We start from the raw sequence: 14,444 nt of genomic DNA on the forward strand, positions 1-14,444 counted from the left end.
CACACCGGGGATGGGGTTGCCATGGGATGGTTGTCGACGCGCTGGACGTGGGTGGTGCTGTCGTCGCGGATGCTGCCGCTGGCGGTATTCGTGCTGCTGTTCCGTGCGTCGGTGCCGCAGCCGGAATCGCCGGTGCCGCCGGGATCGCAGGCGGTTGCGCCTGCGCCGACCGCCGCGCGTCCCGCGCCGCCCATGTCGGGGCCTTCGCCCGCCCTGCGCGAAGTCACCTCGGACGCGGCGGCGGCGCGCTTCCTCGCCCAGGCGACCTTCGGCCCGAAGCTGGACGAGATCGCGCACGTGCGCAGCATCGGCTACCGGCGCTGGCTGGACGAGCAGTTCGCGCTGCCTGCGTCCTATGAAGTGGAGTACCTCGACGAGCTCGGCGCGGACGCCGTGTACCAGCTCAACCACGGCGCGCGCATGGAGGCCTGGTTCATGCATGCGCTCGGCGGGCAGAATCCGTTCAACGCTGCGCTCGTGCACCGCGACCAGCTGCGCCAGCGGGTGGCGTTCGCGCTGAGCCAGGTGTTCGTGGTCTCGGACGAGAACTCGGCACTGAGCAACCAGCCCGATGCGCTGGCCAGCTACTACGACGTGCTGGTGCGCAACGCCTTCGGCAACTATCGCCAGCTGCTCGAACAGGTGGCGCTGCATCCGGCAATGGGCGTGTACCTGTCCACGCAGGGCAACCGCAAGCCAAACCCCGCACTCAACATCCGCCCCGACGAGAACTTCGCGCGCGAGGCGATGCAGCTGTTCAGCGTCGGCCTGGTCATGCTCAACCCGGACGGCACGCCGAAGCTGGATGCGCAGGGCAGGAAGTTCCCGACCTACGACCAGTTCACCGTCCGCGGCTTCGCCCATGTCTACACCGGCTGGAACATGGCCGGCTGCGAAAACACGCGGTTCGAATGGTGCTGGTACTACGAGCACGACGCGCCGGCGTGGCGCCAGCCGATGTCGCCCTACGCGGCCGAGCATGATTCGCTCAACAGCAAGCAGCTTCTGAAATATCCGGGCGTGAAGCTGGCCAACGGCCTGCTGCCGGCCGGAGGCACCGCGCGCAGCGACCTCAAGGCGGCGCTCGACAATATCTTCGGGCATCCCAACGTCGGTCCTTTCATCAGCCGGCAGCTGATCCAGCGCATGGTCACCAGCAATCCCAGCCCTGCCTACGTGCAGCGCGTTGCCGCGGCTTTCGACAACAACGGCGGCGGCGTGCGCGGCGACATGAAGGCGGTGGTGCGCGCGATCCTGCTCGACGACGAGGCGCGTCACGTGGGTGCGCAGCCGCCGGGCTTCGGCAAGGTGCGCGAACCGCTGTTGCGCCTGACCCACGGCTGGCGCGCGCTCGACGCGCGCAGCGGCACCGGGCGCATGTCCGAACGCAATCCGGCGGCCTACCTGTCGCAGGCGCCGCTGGAAGCGCCTTCGGTGTTCAACTTCTACAGCCCCGACTACATGCCCACCGGCGAACTGACGATGCTGGGTTTGGTGGCGCCGGAGCTGCAGCTGGCGACCGACAACGTGATCCCCGCGACCCAGACCGCGTTCGGCGAGGAGATCTTCAAGTACTACCTAGGCAATCCGGATGTCGGCCCGGACGACATCAGCGTCAACCTTGCCCGCGACGCGCCGCTGGCTGCGACGCCCGGGGCGCTGCTGGATCGCTACAACCTGCTGTTCATGTCAGGGCAGATGTCGCCAACGATGCGGCAGCGGCTGCTGGCGCGGCTCAACGCCATTCCCAATGCCAACGGCGGGCGCGACCGGGTGCAGGAAGCGCTGTACTTCATCATCAACTCGCCCGAATACATCGTGCAGAAATGAGCATGCAGGCATGAGCGTGCCCCGGAGCCGGACACAATGAACAGACGCGACTTCCTGCGCAGGTCGATCTGCACCGCACTGGGCGGCGTGGGGCTGTACAGCGCGATGGGCAACCTGAAGCTGCTGGAGGCGGCGATCGGCGGCTACGGCCCGAACGCCTTCAGCGACTACAAGGCGCTGGTATGCGTCTTCATGTACGGAGGCAACGACGCCCTCAACATGGTGGTCCCGCGCGATGCGACCCACTACGCGCAGTACGCCTCGGCGCGCGCGACCCTGGCGGTCGCGCAATCCGACCTGCTGCCGCTGGTGCCGCTGGCAGGGGGTGGCGCCTCGGACGGCGCCAGCTACGGACTGCAATCGGCCACCGGCGGCGGCGACACCGTCGGCATGGCGGGGCTGCAGGGGCTGTTCAACAAGGGCCGCGCGGCGATCCTCGGCAACGTCGGCACCCTGGTCACGCCGGTGACCAAGGCGCGGTACCAGTCCGGAACCGCAGCGCTGCCGCCGCAGCTGTTCTCGCACAACGACCAGCAAACCTACTGGCAGACCTCGCGCTCGGACGATGCGCGCAACCTCGGCTGGGGCGGGCGCATCGCCGACCTGTTGCAGGACGCGAATCCCGGCGCCAGCATCCCGATGGCGCTCTCGCTCAACTTCGAGAGCGAACTGGGCCGGGCGGCCTTCAGCAACCAGTACGTGATCGGAAGCGGCGGCCCGCGCAACATCGGCGACCTGCAGTGGAACGCCGAACGCCGCGCCGGGTTCATGCCGCTGATGGCGCCCGGAACGCAGGCCAATCCGCTGGAGCGCGGCTATGCGTCCGCGTTCAACCGCTACATGGACAACGCGGAGGCGATGGCCGACGCGCTTGACGGCGCGCCGCAGCTGGCCACGGTGTTCCCCGGCAGTTCGCTGGGCGCGCAACTGTCGATGGTGGCGCGCCTGATCAGCGTGCGCGCCACGCTCGGATTGCGGCGGCAGGTGTTCTTCGTCTCGATGGGTGGATTCGACCACCACGACCGCCTGCTCGAGAACCAGCCGGGCCTGCTCGCGGAGCTGTCGCAGGCGCTGACCGCCTTCGACGCGGCCACCGTGGAGCTCGGCGTCGCCAACAGCGTCACCGCGTTCACCGCCTCGGACTTCGGCCGCACGCTGTCGTCCAATGGCGACGGTTCGGACCACGGCTGGGGCGCGCATCATTTCGTCTCCGGCGGCGCGGTGCGCGGCGGGCGCTTCTACGGAAGGATGCCGGTGCTTGCCAACGACGGCCCGGACGACGCCGGCTGGGGCCAGATCATTCCCACCACGTCGGTCGACCAGTACGCGGCGACGCTGGCGCGCTGGTTTGGCGTCGGCGAATCGGAGATCGACCTGATCTTCCCGAACCTGGGCAACTTCGCCAGCCGCAACCTGGGATTCATGCAGCCGGCCTGACGGGTCGTGCGTTCCCGGAGCACACAGGAGCGGCCCATGGCCGCGAGCTTTTCGTTGATGCAATGTCCAAAGGCTCGCGGCCATGTGCCGCTCCTAGGAGGGCTGCGTGCCGTGCTACCCGGCCATGGAGGGACAGCCCCTCGTATCATTCTGGAGCGCGGCGATTCCTGCGCAGTTCGCGCAGCAACAGCGCGACGCCGATGATGCCGGTGACGGTCGACCCGGCCAGCCACATCCACGCGACGGGCGTCATCGCCAGGCCTTCGCCGGCCTGCGCGTAGCGGCGGAACTCGACCATGCCCAGCAGCGCGATCCCGCACAGCCAGATGCCCAGTGCGCAGCGGCGGATCAGCGAGGGCGCGCGCGGCGCGGCCGCGTCGTTCCGCGCCTCGTCCGGCGGTTGTCCGTTCACGGGATGCGGGGAACCGGCGCGCGGTGCAGCGGCAGGTTGCTCATGCCGCAGCGCCCCCGTCGGCGATCGCGACGCGGCCGCGCAGCGAATTGGTGCGTGCCTCGGTGATCACCACGTCGACGAACCGGCCGACCAGGCGCGGATGGCCGGCGAAGTTCACCGAGCGCATGTTCTCGGTCTTGCCGGTCAGTTCGTTGGCGTCCTTCTTCGACGGCCCCTCGACCAGCACCGACTGCACGCTGCCCACCATCGCCTGCGAGATGCCGGCCGAATGCGCATTGATGTGCGCCTGCAGCCGCGCCAGCCGCGCGTGCTTCTCCTCGCTGGACACGTGGTCCTCGAGATCCGCGGCCGGCGTGCCGGGACGGCGCGAGTAGATGAAGGAGAACGACTGGTCGAAGCCGACGTCCTCGATCAGCTTCATGGTCTTTTCGAAGTCGGCCTCGGTCTCGCCGGGGAAGCCGACGATGAAGTCGGACGAGATCGAGATGCCGGGCCGCACCGCGCGCAGGCGGCGGATTTTCTGCTTGAACTCCAGCGCGGTGTAGCCGCGCTTCATCGCCGCGAGGATGCGGTCGGAGCCCGACTGCACCGGCAGGTGCAGGTAGTTGGCCAGCTGCGGCACGTCGCGGTAGGCCTCGATCAGCGAATCGCTGAATTCCAGCGGATGCGAGGTGGTGAAGCGGATGCGGTCGATGCCGTCGATCTGCGCGATGGTGCGGATCAGCAGGCCGAGGTCGGCGAACTCGTCGGCTCCGCCGCTTTCGGCGGGCGCCATCGGCCCGCGATAGGCGTTGACGTTCTGGCCGAGCAGGTTCACCTCGCGCACGCCTTGGGCGGCGAGTTGCGCCACTTCCACCAGCACGTCCTCGAACGGCCGGCTGACCTCCTCGCCGCGGGTGTAGGGCACCACGCAGAACGAGCAGTATTTCGAGCAGCCTTCCATGATCGAGACGAAGGCGCTGGGGCCTTCGGCGCGCGGCTCCGGCAGGCGGTCGAACTTCTCGATCTCCGGAAAGCTGATGTCGACCTGCGGGGTGCCGGTCTCGCGGCGGGCGCGGATCAGTTCGGGCAGGCGGTGCAGGGTCTGGGGCCCGAACACCAGGTCCACGTAGGGCGCGCGCTTGACGATCGCCGCGCCCTCCTGCGAGGCCACGCAGCCGCCGACGCCGATGATCACCGGCTTGCCGTCCGCCTTCAGCGACTTCCAGCGGCCCAGCTGGCTGAACACCTTCTCCTGCGCCTTCTCGCGGATCGAGCAGGTGTTGACCAGGACCACGTCGGCCTCGGTCACGTCGTCGGTGAGTTCCAGGCCGTCGGCCGCGGCCAGCACGTCGGCCATCCGCGCCGAGTCGTACTCGTTCATCTGGCAGCCGTGGGTCTGGATGTAGAGCTTCCCGGCCGGCGAGCCGGCGGCTGGCGCGGACTTGCTGCCGGCAGGATGCGAGGCGGACGGGGCAGGGGCGGCGTCGGCCGGGAACTGGGATTCGGTCATGGCGGGCCCGGGAGGCGGCGATTAGTCCGCGCCGGATGGCTGGAAAAGGTCCAATCAGTGTAATCGGTCACGTCCTGCCACGGCGCAGGGCCACGTTTGACCATCCAGAGACTTGGCAAGAAGGGAGGGACGGGTGACACTCCGCGCGATGAAGGGGGGCAGGATGAGGGGAGTCGGGGCACTACTGACGGTCGCCTGCCTGCTGCTGGCCGCTCCGGCCGCGGCCGGCACGCTGTATCGCTGCGATGCGCCCGACGGCGCCCGCAGCTACGTCAGCAAGCGGGTCGCGGGCGCCAAGTGCGTCGCCATCGCCCATTCCAGTCCCGCCCCGCGGCGCCCGGCCACGTCGCCTGCGGCGCCTGCCGGGGTGAACGCCAATGCGCCGGCCACCTTCATGGGCTCTGATTCGGGCTCGGCTTCCGCCGTGCCCGCGCCGCCCGTGGTGGCCTCCGCGGCGCCCGCACGCAAGCCGACGCGGCTGGTACAGGGGCAGGTGTACTCCTACATCAAGGACGGCGTGCGCCATTACGCCAGCAAGCCGCCCAAGGGCGTGGCCGGTGCCACCGCGCTGCGCACGATCCGCTACAGCTTCCTCGAAACCTGCTTCGCCTGCGCCAGCGCCCCGGGCGTGAACTTCAGCACGCTGCGGTTGAACACGTCCGCCTATTCCTCGGAAATCAGCAGGGCCGCGAAGCAGTACGGCGTGGACGAGGCCGTGGTGCGCGCCATCATCCACGCCGAATCGGCCTTCAACCCCAACGCACTGTCGCGCGTCGGCGCCCAGGGGCTGATGCAGCTGATGCCGGCCACCGCGCAGCGTTTCGGGGTCGGCAACCCGTTCGACGCCGGCCAGAACATCCAGGGCGGCGTGCAATACCTGGCCTGGCTGCTGAAGCGCTTCAACGGCGACCTGACCCTGGCCGCAGCGGGCTACAACGCCGGCGAAGGGGCCGTCGACAAGTACAAGGGCGTGCCGCCCTACAGCGAAACCCAGCGCTACGTGCAGCGCGTGGGCGTCCTGGCCGCGCGCTACCGCAGTTCGCTGGCGACCGCGAACTAGCCGCCAGCACGGCGTTTTCCGGGGTTCCGGCCCCGGTTCGGCGGCCCACTGACGGGATCTTCGCGTTCAGAGCATTGTCGGGCGATTCAGCGTTCCGTTACACTTTGTCGTCTTTTGCGGCCGCTCCCTTCCGGGCGGTCGCGGCAGCCAATGACTAGCGACCGAAAGATTTGCGGAGTGCCGGATGGCCAATGAACGAGTGCTTGATCCTGTCGAAGGTGGGGGAACGGTCGATCTGGGCCGCCGCCGCTTCCTGACCGCCACCACGGCCGTGGTCGGCGCGGTCGGCGCCGGGTTCGCCGCGGTGCCCTTCATCAAGTCGTGGAACCCGAGCGCCCGGGCCAAGCTGGCCGGCGCGCCGGTGGTCGTCGACATCAGCGCCCTGGCCGAAGGCCAGCGCCTGGTCGATGAGTGGCGCGGCCAGCCGATCTGGATCGTCAAGCGCAGCAAGCAGATGCTGGACATCCTGCCGACGCTCGACCCGCGGCTGGCCGACCCCGAGTCCACCACCGACCAGCAGCCCGACTACGCCCGCAACGAACTGCGCTCGATCAAGCCGGAGATCTCCGTGCTGGTCGGCCTGTGCACCCACCTGGGCTGCGCGCCGGAGATGGTCGCCGAGATCAAGCCCGAGCCGTTCGACCCGGAATGGAAGGGCGGCTATTTCTGCCCCTGCCACAAGTCGCGCTTCGACATGGCCGGCCGCGTCTTCCAGGGCGTCCCCGCGCCGATCAACCTGCTGGTGCCGCCGCACCACTACGAAAACGACACCACCATCGTCATCGGTGTCGACCCGACGAACGGCAAGGGAGCTGCATAAGCCATGTCGAACGTGATTTCGCGAACCGCCAACAACGTGTGGGACTGGGTCAACGAGCGCGTGCCCGGCATGATGCCGGTGTACCGGAAGCACATGACCGAGTACTACGCGCCGAAGAACTTCAACTTCTGGTACTACATGGGCTCGCTGGCCCTGCTGGTGCTGGTCAACCAGATCCTCACCGGCATCTTCCTGACGATGCACTTCAAGCCGTCCGCGGCCGAAGCGTTCTCGTCGGTCGAGTACATCATGCGGGACGTGGAGTGGGGCTGGCTGATCCGCTACATGCACAGCACCGGCGCCTCGCTGTTCTTCATCGTCGTCTACCTGCACATGTTCCGCGGACTGATGTACGGCTCGTACCAGAAGCCGCGCGAGCTGGTGTGGATCCTCGGCATGCTGATCTACCTGGTGCTGATGGCCGAGGCCTTCATGGGCTACGTGCTGCCGTGGGGCCAGATGTCGTTCTGGGGCGCCAAGGTGATCATCTCGCTGTTCGGCGCGATACCGGTGATCGGCAACGGCCTGACCGAATGGATCATGGGCGACTACCTGCCCGCCGACGCGACGCTGAACCGCTTCTTCGCCCTGCACGTGATCGCGCTGCCGCTGGTGCTGCTGCTGCTGGTGGTGCTGCACCTGGGTGCGCTGCACGAAGTGGGTTCCAACAACCCCGACGGCGTGGACATCAAGCACGGCCCGAAGGGCAACCGCTGGGACGCCGCCAAGCCGGCCGACGGCATCCCGTTCCATCCGTACTACACGGTCAAGGACCTGGTGGGCGTCGGCTTCTTCCTGATCCTCGCGGCCTTCATCATCTTCTTCGCCCCGACCTTCGGCGGCTGGTTCCTCGAGCACGACAACTTCACCGAGGCCAACCGCCTGGTGACGCCCGAGCACATCAAGCCGGTGTGGTACTTCACCCCGTACTACGCGATGTTGCGCGTGGTGCCGTCGTTCTTCGCGATCAAGCTGTGGGGCGTGCTGGTGATGTTCGGCGCGATCGCGGTGCTGTTCCTGGTGCCGTGGCTGGACAAGAGCCCGGTCAAGTCGTACCGCTACCGCGGCAAGCTGTCGTGGCTGATGCTGGCGATGTTCACGGTGTGCTTCCTGTGGCTGGGCAAGATCGGTGCCGGCCCCGGCACCGATCCCGTCGAGACCATCATCGGCCGCGTGCTGACCTTCCTCTACTTCGTGTTCTTCATCACGATGCCGCTGTGGACCAAGTTCGACAAGACCAGGCCGGTGCCGGAACGGGTGACGATGCATGACTAAGATCTTCAAGACTCCGCGGCTGGCCATGCGTGCCCTCCTGCTGGCCGGCGGGCTGGTGCTTTCCATGTCGGCGCTCGCCGCCGGCGGTGGCAACCTGCGGCAATCGGGCACCGATGTCGGTGACATCGCTTCGCTGCAGCGCGGCGCCAAGCTGTACATGAACTACTGCTCGGGCTGCCACTCGCTCAAGTACCTGCGCTACTCGCGCATGGCCGAGGACCTGGGCCTGACCGAGGAAGAGGTGATGGACAACCTCAACTTCACCGGCGCCAAGTTCGGCGAGCAGATCCAGGTCGCCCTGACCCCGGAGCATGGGACGCAGTGGTTCGGCAAGATGCCGCCGGACCTGAGCGTGATCTCGCGCGTGCGCGGCAGCGACTGGATCTTCACCTACCTCACGTCCTTCTACCAGGACGAGTCGCGCCCGCTGGGCTGGAACAACACCCTGTTCGCCAACGCCTCGATGCCCAACCCGCTGTGGGAAATGCAGGGACTGCAGCGTCCGGTCTACGGCAAGAAGGACGCCGCCACTGGCGAAGCGCCGGTGGAACGGCTCGAGATCGCGCAGCCCGGCACCCAGAACAAGGTCGAGTTCGACCAGACCGTTCGTGACATCACCACTTTCCTGGAGTACGCCGGTGAACCGGCCGCGCTCAAGCGCCAGAGCCTTGGCGTCTGGGTGATCCTGTTCCTGGCGTTCTTCACGTTCCTTGCCTACCTCCTGAAGAAGGAATACTGGCGCGACGTGAAGTAATTCCGCGCAGGCGACCATCGGGGCCGCGCGCGCGGCTCCGGCGTGGCCCGGTTTCGCACCGGCCATGCCTGCGCAGGAGGAATGGCTCGGGGAACCGGGCGACCGTCCGCGATGCGCGGGCGGCGTCGATGCGGCCGGCGGATTCCGGTCGTTGGAGAGGCCCATGATGGCTGCGAGTCCGCGTATGCGAAATGCACTGACCCTGTTTTCCTCCGTCGACGACGTCCTGTGCCATCGCGTCCGCCTGGTGCTGGCGGCCAAGGGCGTGACCTACGACCTGATCGCGGTCGATCCGCAGAACCCGCCCGAGGACCTGATCGACCTCAACCCGTACCACTCGGTGCCGACCCTGGTCGAGCGCGACCTGGTGCTTTACGCGGCCAGCGTGGTCAGCGAGTACCTCGACGAACGCTATCCGCACCCGCCGCTGATGCCGGTGGACCCGCTTTCGCGCGCCCGCCTGCGCCTGGCGATGCTGCGCATCGAACATGACTGGGTACCGCAGGTGCAGGCGATCCAGTTCGGCACCAGGCAGCAGGCCGATGCCGCCCGCAAGAGGCTCAAGGAACTGCTGACCGCCTCGGTGCCGCTGTTCAAGGCCAGCAAGTTCTTCCTCAACCCCGAGATGAGCCTGGCCGACTGCGCCATGGCGCCGATCATCTGGCGCCTGCCGGCCCTCGACGTGCCGCTGCCGAAGGACGGCAAGGCGATCGAGGATTACGGCAACCGGATCTTCCGCAATCCCGGCTTCGCCCGCAGCCTGACCACGCAGGAAAAGAACCTGCGCGACATACCGCTCTAGGCCCGTCGGGCGTGCGGTGCGGTGTTTCCGCGGGTGCCGCGTGGCAGCGAGCCATTCACTGCGCACGCGCGATCCCATCGCCTCGGGTGGCTTGCTTTAGACTTCAGCGATGAGCGACGCGCCGCATCCCATGACCAGCCATCGCCCGTACCTGCTGCGGGCACTCTACGAATGGATCGCCGACAACGGCATGACCCCGCATTTGCTGGTCGATGCCACGCAGCCCGGCGTCCGCGTGCCGCCGCACACGATCAAGGACGGCCGCGTGGTGCTCAATGTCGCCGACCGCGCGGTGGCCAAGCTGGAGATGGACAACGACAGCGTGCGCTTCACGGCGCGTTTCGGCGGGGTCAGCCAGCCGGTGGTGGTGCCGATCCCGGCGGTGCTGGCGATCTACGCGCGCGAAACCGGGCAGGGCATGGCGCTGCCGGACGATATCGCCGGCAGCGGCGACTCCGCCGGTGCCGACGCGGCGGCCGGACTGGAAGACGCGTCGCCCGACGCCGGCCCGGACGACGATCCCACGCCCCCGCGGCGCGGCGGGCACCTGCGCGTGGTCAAGTAGCCGCGCAAGGCCGAGGGCCACGGATGAGGTCGCCCGCAACCTGCAGGAGCGGCCCATGGCCGCGAGCTTCCGGTCCTGCTTTTCGCAGGAGCGGCGCAAGCCGCGAAGCTTTCCCCGGAAGAGCCATCGCGGCTTCCGCCGCTCCTGCAGGGCAACAGCAACGGTTCGCGGCCATGGGCCGCTCCTACAGGCGGCGCGGGAATAGCATCAGTGCAGGTGCACCACGCTCGCCGCCTGCGCCGGCCCGCTGAAATAGACCAGTTCGCCGCCGCGCAGCACCAGCCGGCCGACGTTGCGATCATCGCCGCCTTCGGAGTACTCGAACCGGAACGCGCGTTCGAAGCCAAGCCGCCCGTCCGCGCCGCGATGCAGGCGCACGCCGGTCGCGTGCACGGTCTGGTCGAGCAGCTGGACGTTGGCGGCGCGACAGGCGTTGCGCCCGACGATTTCCGCCCGCTCCGCGGCGGCACGGGCGGAGCTCCACAGGGCCGCGGCGATGGCGCCGACGATCATCAGGATCACGAGGCTGGGCATGGCGCCAATGTAGGCAGGTGCATGCGCGGTTCGCAATCCTTTGCTACGAAATGGCTCGGGACTACACCACGGCGATGTGATGTCGAAGACCCGCTGGGAGGCGCGATTCGCGGAGTCGGCTTGAGCCGGCCGCTTCCCGCGCTGCGCCGTAGGTTGGGGCTACACCCCCGACGATGTGATGTCGAGAACGCGCGGGGTCGCGCGGTTCGGGCGAAGCCGGCTGTGGGCACGCCGCGAGGCGCCGGGGCGTGCCCCGACCTACGGCACGATCGAGCAATATCGAAAACCCGCAGGTGGCACGGATCTGGCGAAGTCGGTTTCGGACACGTCGCCGGGCGTCGGGGGCGTAGCCCCGACCTACGGGGTCGGCGGCGGTCCCAGCTTCATCGACAGGTCGATCGCGTGCACGTGCTTGGTCAGCGCGCCGATCGAAATGCAGTCGACGCCGTCCTCGGCGATCGCGCGCAGGCCGGCCAGGTCGACGCCACCGGAAACTTCCAGCGGAATCGCGCGATTGAACGGCGCGCTCGCGGCGATGCGCACCGCCTCGCGCCGGGTCGCGGCGTCGAAGTCGTCGATCAGGATCCGCGCGCAGCCCTCGGCCAGGGCTTCCCGGAGCTGGGCCAGCGTTTCGACTTCCACGATCAGCGGCAGCGATGGCTGCTGCGCGCGCGCGGCACGGATCGCCGCGGTGAGCGAGCCGGCGGCGCGGACATGGTTTTCCTTCAGCATCACCGCATCGAACAGGCCCATGCGATGGTTGGCGCCGCCGCCGACGCGCACCGCGTACTTCTGCGCCACGCGCAGGCCGGGAATGGTCTTGCGCGTGTCGAGGATCTGCGGATCCGGCGCAGGCGCGCGCGCGCCTCGAACGGCATCGACGTGTGCGGCGGTGATCGTGGCGGTGCCGCTGAGCGTCTGCATGAAATTCAGCGCCGTGCGCTCGGCGCTGACCAGTGCGCGCGCGCTTCCGGCAAGGGTAGCGAGCACGGTGCCGGCCTCGACGCGGTCGCCTTCGGCCACCCGCCACTCGATGCCCACGTCGGGGTTCAGGGCACGATGGCAGGCGTCGAACCAGGGCCGCCCGCAGACCACGGCGGGCTCCTTGCACAGCACGTAGGCGATGTCGTCGTGGTCGGGCAGCAGGTTCGCGGTGACATCGCCGCTGCCGATGTCCTCGGACAGAGCGCGCGCGACGTCGGCCTGGACCACGTCCTGCGGCGGCAGGATCGGCGCCACTGCATTCATGCTTGCGGGAAACCGGGCACCTGCGCGGTCGCCAGGCCTTCCTCGACCAGCAGCACCGGGATGCCGTCGTCGACGCGGTAGACAGTCTTGCGGTCATGCGTGACCAATGCCTCGCGCAGCGGTTCGGATTGCGGCGTATCGTCGCCGCGCTTGACGCCGGCGGCGGCGATGGCGTCGTTCAGCGCATCGAGGCCGGCTTTTTCGAGCAGCGCCAGCGGCTGGCGGCTGGCGGGACAGACGAGGAGATCGAGCAGCTTGCGATCCATGGCGATACCGTGGGGATGGGATTCGCGGGACTTGCCCGGCAGGCCCTAGAATACGTCTTTGTCACCGGGAGCGGCCATGTCAGCCAATCCGAAGCAAGCACTGGTCGGCATCGTGATGGGTTCGCGCTCCGACTGGGAGACGATGCAGCACGCCGCCGCGAGGCTCGAAGCGCTCGGCGTGCCGCACGAGATCCGCGTGGTGTCCGCGCACCGCACGCCGGACGTGTTGTTCGACTATGCGGCCACGGCGCAGGCACGCGGCCTGCGCGCGATCATTGCCGGTGCCGGCGGCGCGGCGCACCTGCCGGGCATGCTCGCGGCCAAGACCGCAGTGCCGGTGCTGGGCGTGCCGGTGCAGTCGAAAGCGCTCAACGGCATGGACTCGCTGCTGTCGATCGTGCAGATGCCCGCGGGTGTCCCGGTGGCGACCTTTGCGATCGGCAACGCCGGCGCGGCGAACGCGGCGCTGTTCGCCGCCGCGATGCTGGCGCCCGAGCACGCCGATGTCGCTGCCGCGCTCGCAGCGTTCCGCGAGCACCAGAGCGACGAGGTCGCCCGCAACGACGACCCGCGCGTTCCGGTCCGGAGCTGACATGGCCATCGCCGCAGCCATGCGGGTTCATCGTGGTGGGCAAGCTGGATTGCCGGGACAGTCACGCGCATGACCACGGTCGGAATACTGGGCGGCGGACAGCTCGCCCGCATGCTTGCCCTCTCCGGCGCGCCGCTGGGCCTGCGCTTCCTGGTCATGGACACCGAGCCCGACGCCTGCGCCGGGCAGTTCGCGCCGCTGCTGGTCGGTGATTACCGCGACGAGCGGGCGCTCGCCGAATTTGCCTCGCGGGTCGACGTGGCCACGTTCGACTTCGAAAACGTGCCGGCCGAATCGGCGCAGTGGCTCAGCGAACGCGTGCCGGTGTTCCCCAATCCGCGCGCGCTGGCGGTGATCCAGGACCGGCTCGCGGAAAAGACGCTGTTCCGCAAGGTCGGCGTGCCGGTGCCGGAGTTCGCCAACGTGGGGTCGCGCGAAGAACTCGACGCGGCCGTCGCCAGGATCGGTACCCCGTGCATCCTCAAGACCCGGCGGCTTGGCTACGACGGCAAGGGGCAGTTCCGCATCCGGCCCGAAACCGGCGCGACCGCGGATGCCGCCTGGGATGCGCTCGGCGCGCAGGCGCAAACGGTGGGGCTGATCCTCGAGGCCTTCGTGCCGTTCGACCGCGAGGTCAGCGTGGTCGCGGTGCGCGGCCGCGACGGCGAATTCCGCACCTGGCCGCTGACCGAGAACTGGCACGTCGACGGCGTGCTCTCGGCCAGCCTCGCACCGGCGTACGCCAATGACGCGTTGACGGCCACCGCGTTCGACCATGCCAGGCGGCTCGCCGAGGAACTGGATTACGTCGGCGTGTTCGCGCTGGAGCTGTTCTGCCGCGACGGCGTGCTGCTGGCCAACGAACTCGCGCCGCGCGTACACAACTCCGGCCACTGGAGCTTCGAGGGCGCCGAGACCTCGCAGTTCCAGAACCACCTGCGCGCCGTGCTGGGGCGGCCGCTGGGTTCGACGTCGATGCGCGGCCACGCCTGCATGCTCAACTGGATCGGCGAACTGCCCGATGCCGACGCCGTGCTGCGCGTGGCCGGCGCGCACTGGCACGACTACGGCAAGTCGCCGCGGCCGGGACGCAAGGTCGGCCACGCCACCGTGCGCGCGGATTCGCCGACGGAACTGGCGCAATCCCTGCAGCGGATAGGCGCGGCGCTTGGCCGCCAGACGCAGGTGGCGCCGGTGATCGCACGCCTGTCAGGCGCGTAGGCTGGGCCTGGCGCCCGAGGCTGCGGGTCGTGATCCGTTGCGACGTGATGCTGCGCGCGCCAGGACGTAGGTCGGGCCTACGCGCCCGACGCTGCGGATCGTGATCCGTCGCGGCGTGTTGTTGCGTGCGTCG

Annotated in this window: 15 protein-coding genes; 10 read left to right on the plus strand and 5 right to left on the minus strand. The window is 68.6% G+C overall.

The annotated features are described in order from the left end of the window. Positions 1-21: 21 nt before the first annotated feature. Both H570_RS16045 and H570_RS0102405 read left to right on the plus strand, forming a co-directional pair. Entirely contained in the window at positions 22-1,830 is a 1,809-nt protein-coding gene (locus H570_RS16045) for a DUF1800 domain-containing protein (protein ID WP_051175996.1), read from the plus strand. A gap of 36 nt (positions 1,831-1,866) precedes the next feature. After that, on the plus strand, positions 1,867-3,267 hold the full coding sequence (locus H570_RS0102405) for a DUF1501 domain-containing protein (protein WP_027079357.1): 1,401 nt from the start codon (positions 1,867-1,869) through the stop codon (positions 3,265-3,267). 145 nt (positions 3,268-3,412) lie between these two features. Here H570_RS0102405 and H570_RS0102410 read toward each other — a convergent pair whose 3' ends face one another. Then, positions 3,413-3,679 (minus strand): hypothetical protein, encoded by a 267-nt coding sequence (locus H570_RS0102410; protein WP_027079358.1) that lies wholly within the window; start codon positions 3,677-3,679, stop codon positions 3,413-3,415. Positions 3,680-3,719: 40 nt separating this feature from the next. Continuing rightward, positions 3,720-5,174 (minus strand): tRNA (N6-isopentenyl adenosine(37)-C2)-methylthiotransferase MiaB, encoded by a 1,455-nt coding sequence (gene miaB, locus H570_RS0102415; protein WP_027079359.1) that lies wholly within the window; start codon positions 5,172-5,174, stop codon positions 3,720-3,722. Between the two features lie 163 nt (positions 5,175-5,337). On the opposite strand from miaB, the gene H570_RS0102420 reads away from it, so the two are divergent. The 6 genes from H570_RS0102420 to H570_RS0102445 all read left to right on the plus strand — a co-directional run bounded on the left by H570_RS0102420 (position 5,338) and on the right by H570_RS0102445 (position 10,450). Continuing rightward, positions 5,338-6,234, plus strand: a complete 897-nt coding sequence (locus tag H570_RS0102420) for a lytic transglycosylase domain-containing protein (RefSeq protein WP_027079360.1) — start codon at positions 5,338-5,340, stop codon at positions 6,232-6,234. A gap of 184 nt (positions 6,235-6,418) precedes the next feature. Then, on the plus strand, positions 6,419-7,054 hold the full coding sequence (gene petA, locus H570_RS0102425) for a ubiquinol-cytochrome c reductase iron-sulfur subunit (RefSeq protein WP_027079361.1): 636 nt from the start codon (positions 6,419-6,421) through the stop codon (positions 7,052-7,054). Between the two features lie 3 nt (positions 7,055-7,057). Further along, the gene (locus H570_RS0102430) at positions 7,058-8,329 is read left to right on the plus strand and encodes a cytochrome b (protein WP_027079362.1); all 1,272 of its coding nucleotides are present in this window, start codon (positions 7,058-7,060) and stop codon (positions 8,327-8,329) included. Positions 8,330-8,354: 25 nt separating this feature from the next. Further along, positions 8,355-9,083: a cytochrome c1 gene (locus H570_RS0102435; protein ID WP_027079363.1), complete on the plus strand. Its 729-nt coding sequence runs from the start codon at positions 8,355-8,357 to the stop codon at positions 9,081-9,083. A 166-nt stretch (positions 9,084-9,249) separates the two neighbouring features. Continuing rightward, entirely contained in the window at positions 9,250-9,885 is a 636-nt protein-coding gene (locus tag H570_RS0102440) for a glutathione S-transferase N-terminal domain-containing protein (protein ID WP_027079364.1), read from the plus strand. A 109-nt stretch (positions 9,886-9,994) separates the two neighbouring features. Then, entirely contained in the window at positions 9,995-10,450 is a 456-nt protein-coding gene (locus tag H570_RS0102445; RefSeq protein WP_027079365.1) for a ClpXP protease specificity-enhancing factor, read from the plus strand. Between the two features lie 207 nt (positions 10,451-10,657). On the opposite strand, the gene H570_RS0102450 is transcribed toward H570_RS0102445, so the two are convergent. From H570_RS0102450 to H570_RS0102460, 3 genes are all read right to left on the minus strand, one after another. Then, positions 10,658-10,984, minus strand: coding sequence for a DUF3301 domain-containing protein (locus tag H570_RS0102450; protein WP_027079366.1), 327 nt, complete (start codon positions 10,982-10,984; stop codon positions 10,658-10,660). 357 nt (positions 10,985-11,341) lie between these two features. Next, on the minus strand, positions 11,342-12,232 hold the full coding sequence (gene nadC / locus H570_RS0102455) for a carboxylating nicotinate-nucleotide diphosphorylase (RefSeq protein WP_027079367.1): 891 nt from the start codon (positions 12,230-12,232) through the stop codon (positions 11,342-11,344). Then, positions 12,229-12,498 carry a Trm112 family protein gene (locus tag H570_RS0102460; protein WP_027079368.1) on the minus strand — a complete coding sequence of 90 codons (270 nt, stop codon included), beginning with the start codon at positions 12,496-12,498 and terminating at the stop codon, positions 12,229-12,231. Before H570_RS0102460 ends, nadC begins: the two co-directional genes overlap by 4 nt. 76 nt (positions 12,499-12,574) lie before the next feature. On the opposite strand from H570_RS0102460, the gene purE reads away from it, so the two are divergent. Together purE and H570_RS0102470 are read left to right on the plus strand one after the other, a co-directional pair. Next, positions 12,575-13,090 (plus strand): 5-(carboxyamino)imidazole ribonucleotide mutase, encoded by a 516-nt coding sequence (purE, locus tag H570_RS0102465; protein ID WP_027079369.1) that lies wholly within the window; start codon positions 12,575-12,577, stop codon positions 13,088-13,090. A 69-nt stretch (positions 13,091-13,159) separates the two neighbouring features. After that, positions 13,160-14,311: a 5-(carboxyamino)imidazole ribonucleotide synthase gene (locus tag H570_RS0102470; protein ID WP_027079370.1), complete on the plus strand. Its 1,152-nt coding sequence runs from the start codon at positions 13,160-13,162 to the stop codon at positions 14,309-14,311. Positions 14,312-14,444: the final 133 nt, after the last annotated feature.

Origin of the sequence: Luteimonas mephitis DSM 12574 (genome assembly GCF_000422305.1) — a bacterium.
GTDB lineage: Bacteria > Pseudomonadota > Gammaproteobacteria > Xanthomonadales > Xanthomonadaceae > Luteimonas > Luteimonas mephitis.

Excerpts from the sequence above, each read along its gene's own strand:
- H570_RS16045 (WP_051175996.1), top strand. The coding sequence starts at position 22 with ATGGGATGGTTGTCGACGCGCTGGACGTGGGTGGTGCTGTCGTCGCGG.
- H570_RS0102405 (WP_027079357.1), top strand. The coding sequence starts at position 1,867 with ATGAACAGACGCGACTTCCTGCGCAGGTCGATCTGCACCGCACTGGGC.
- miaB (WP_027079359.1), bottom strand. The coding sequence starts at position 5,174 with ATGACCGAATCCCAGTTCCCGGCCGACGCCGCCCCTGCCCCGTCCGCC.
- H570_RS0102420 (WP_027079360.1), top strand. The coding sequence starts at position 5,338 with ATGAGGGGAGTCGGGGCACTACTGACGGTCGCCTGCCTGCTGCTGGCC.
- petA (WP_027079361.1), top strand. The coding sequence starts at position 6,419 with ATGGCCAATGAACGAGTGCTTGATCCTGTCGAAGGTGGGGGAACGGTC.
- H570_RS0102430 (WP_027079362.1), top strand. The coding sequence starts at position 7,058 with ATGTCGAACGTGATTTCGCGAACCGCCAACAACGTGTGGGACTGGGTC.
- H570_RS0102435 (WP_027079363.1), top strand. The coding sequence starts at position 8,355 with ATGCGTGCCCTCCTGCTGGCCGGCGGGCTGGTGCTTTCCATGTCGGCG.
- H570_RS0102440 (WP_027079364.1), top strand. The coding sequence starts at position 9,250 with ATGGCTGCGAGTCCGCGTATGCGAAATGCACTGACCCTGTTTTCCTCC.
- H570_RS0102445 (WP_027079365.1), top strand. The coding sequence starts at position 9,995 with ATGAGCGACGCGCCGCATCCCATGACCAGCCATCGCCCGTACCTGCTG.
- H570_RS0102450 (WP_027079366.1), bottom strand. The coding sequence starts at position 10,984 with ATGCCCAGCCTCGTGATCCTGATGATCGTCGGCGCCATCGCCGCGGCC.
- nadC (WP_027079367.1), bottom strand. The coding sequence starts at position 12,232 with ATGAATGCAGTGGCGCCGATCCTGCCGCCGCAGGACGTGGTCCAGGCC.
- H570_RS0102460 (WP_027079368.1), bottom strand. The coding sequence starts at position 12,498 with ATGGATCGCAAGCTGCTCGATCTCCTCGTCTGTCCCGCCAGCCGCCAG.
- purE (WP_027079369.1), top strand. The coding sequence starts at position 12,575 with ATGTCAGCCAATCCGAAGCAAGCACTGGTCGGCATCGTGATGGGTTCG.
- H570_RS0102470 (WP_027079370.1), top strand. The coding sequence starts at position 13,160 with ATGACCACGGTCGGAATACTGGGCGGCGGACAGCTCGCCCGCATGCTT.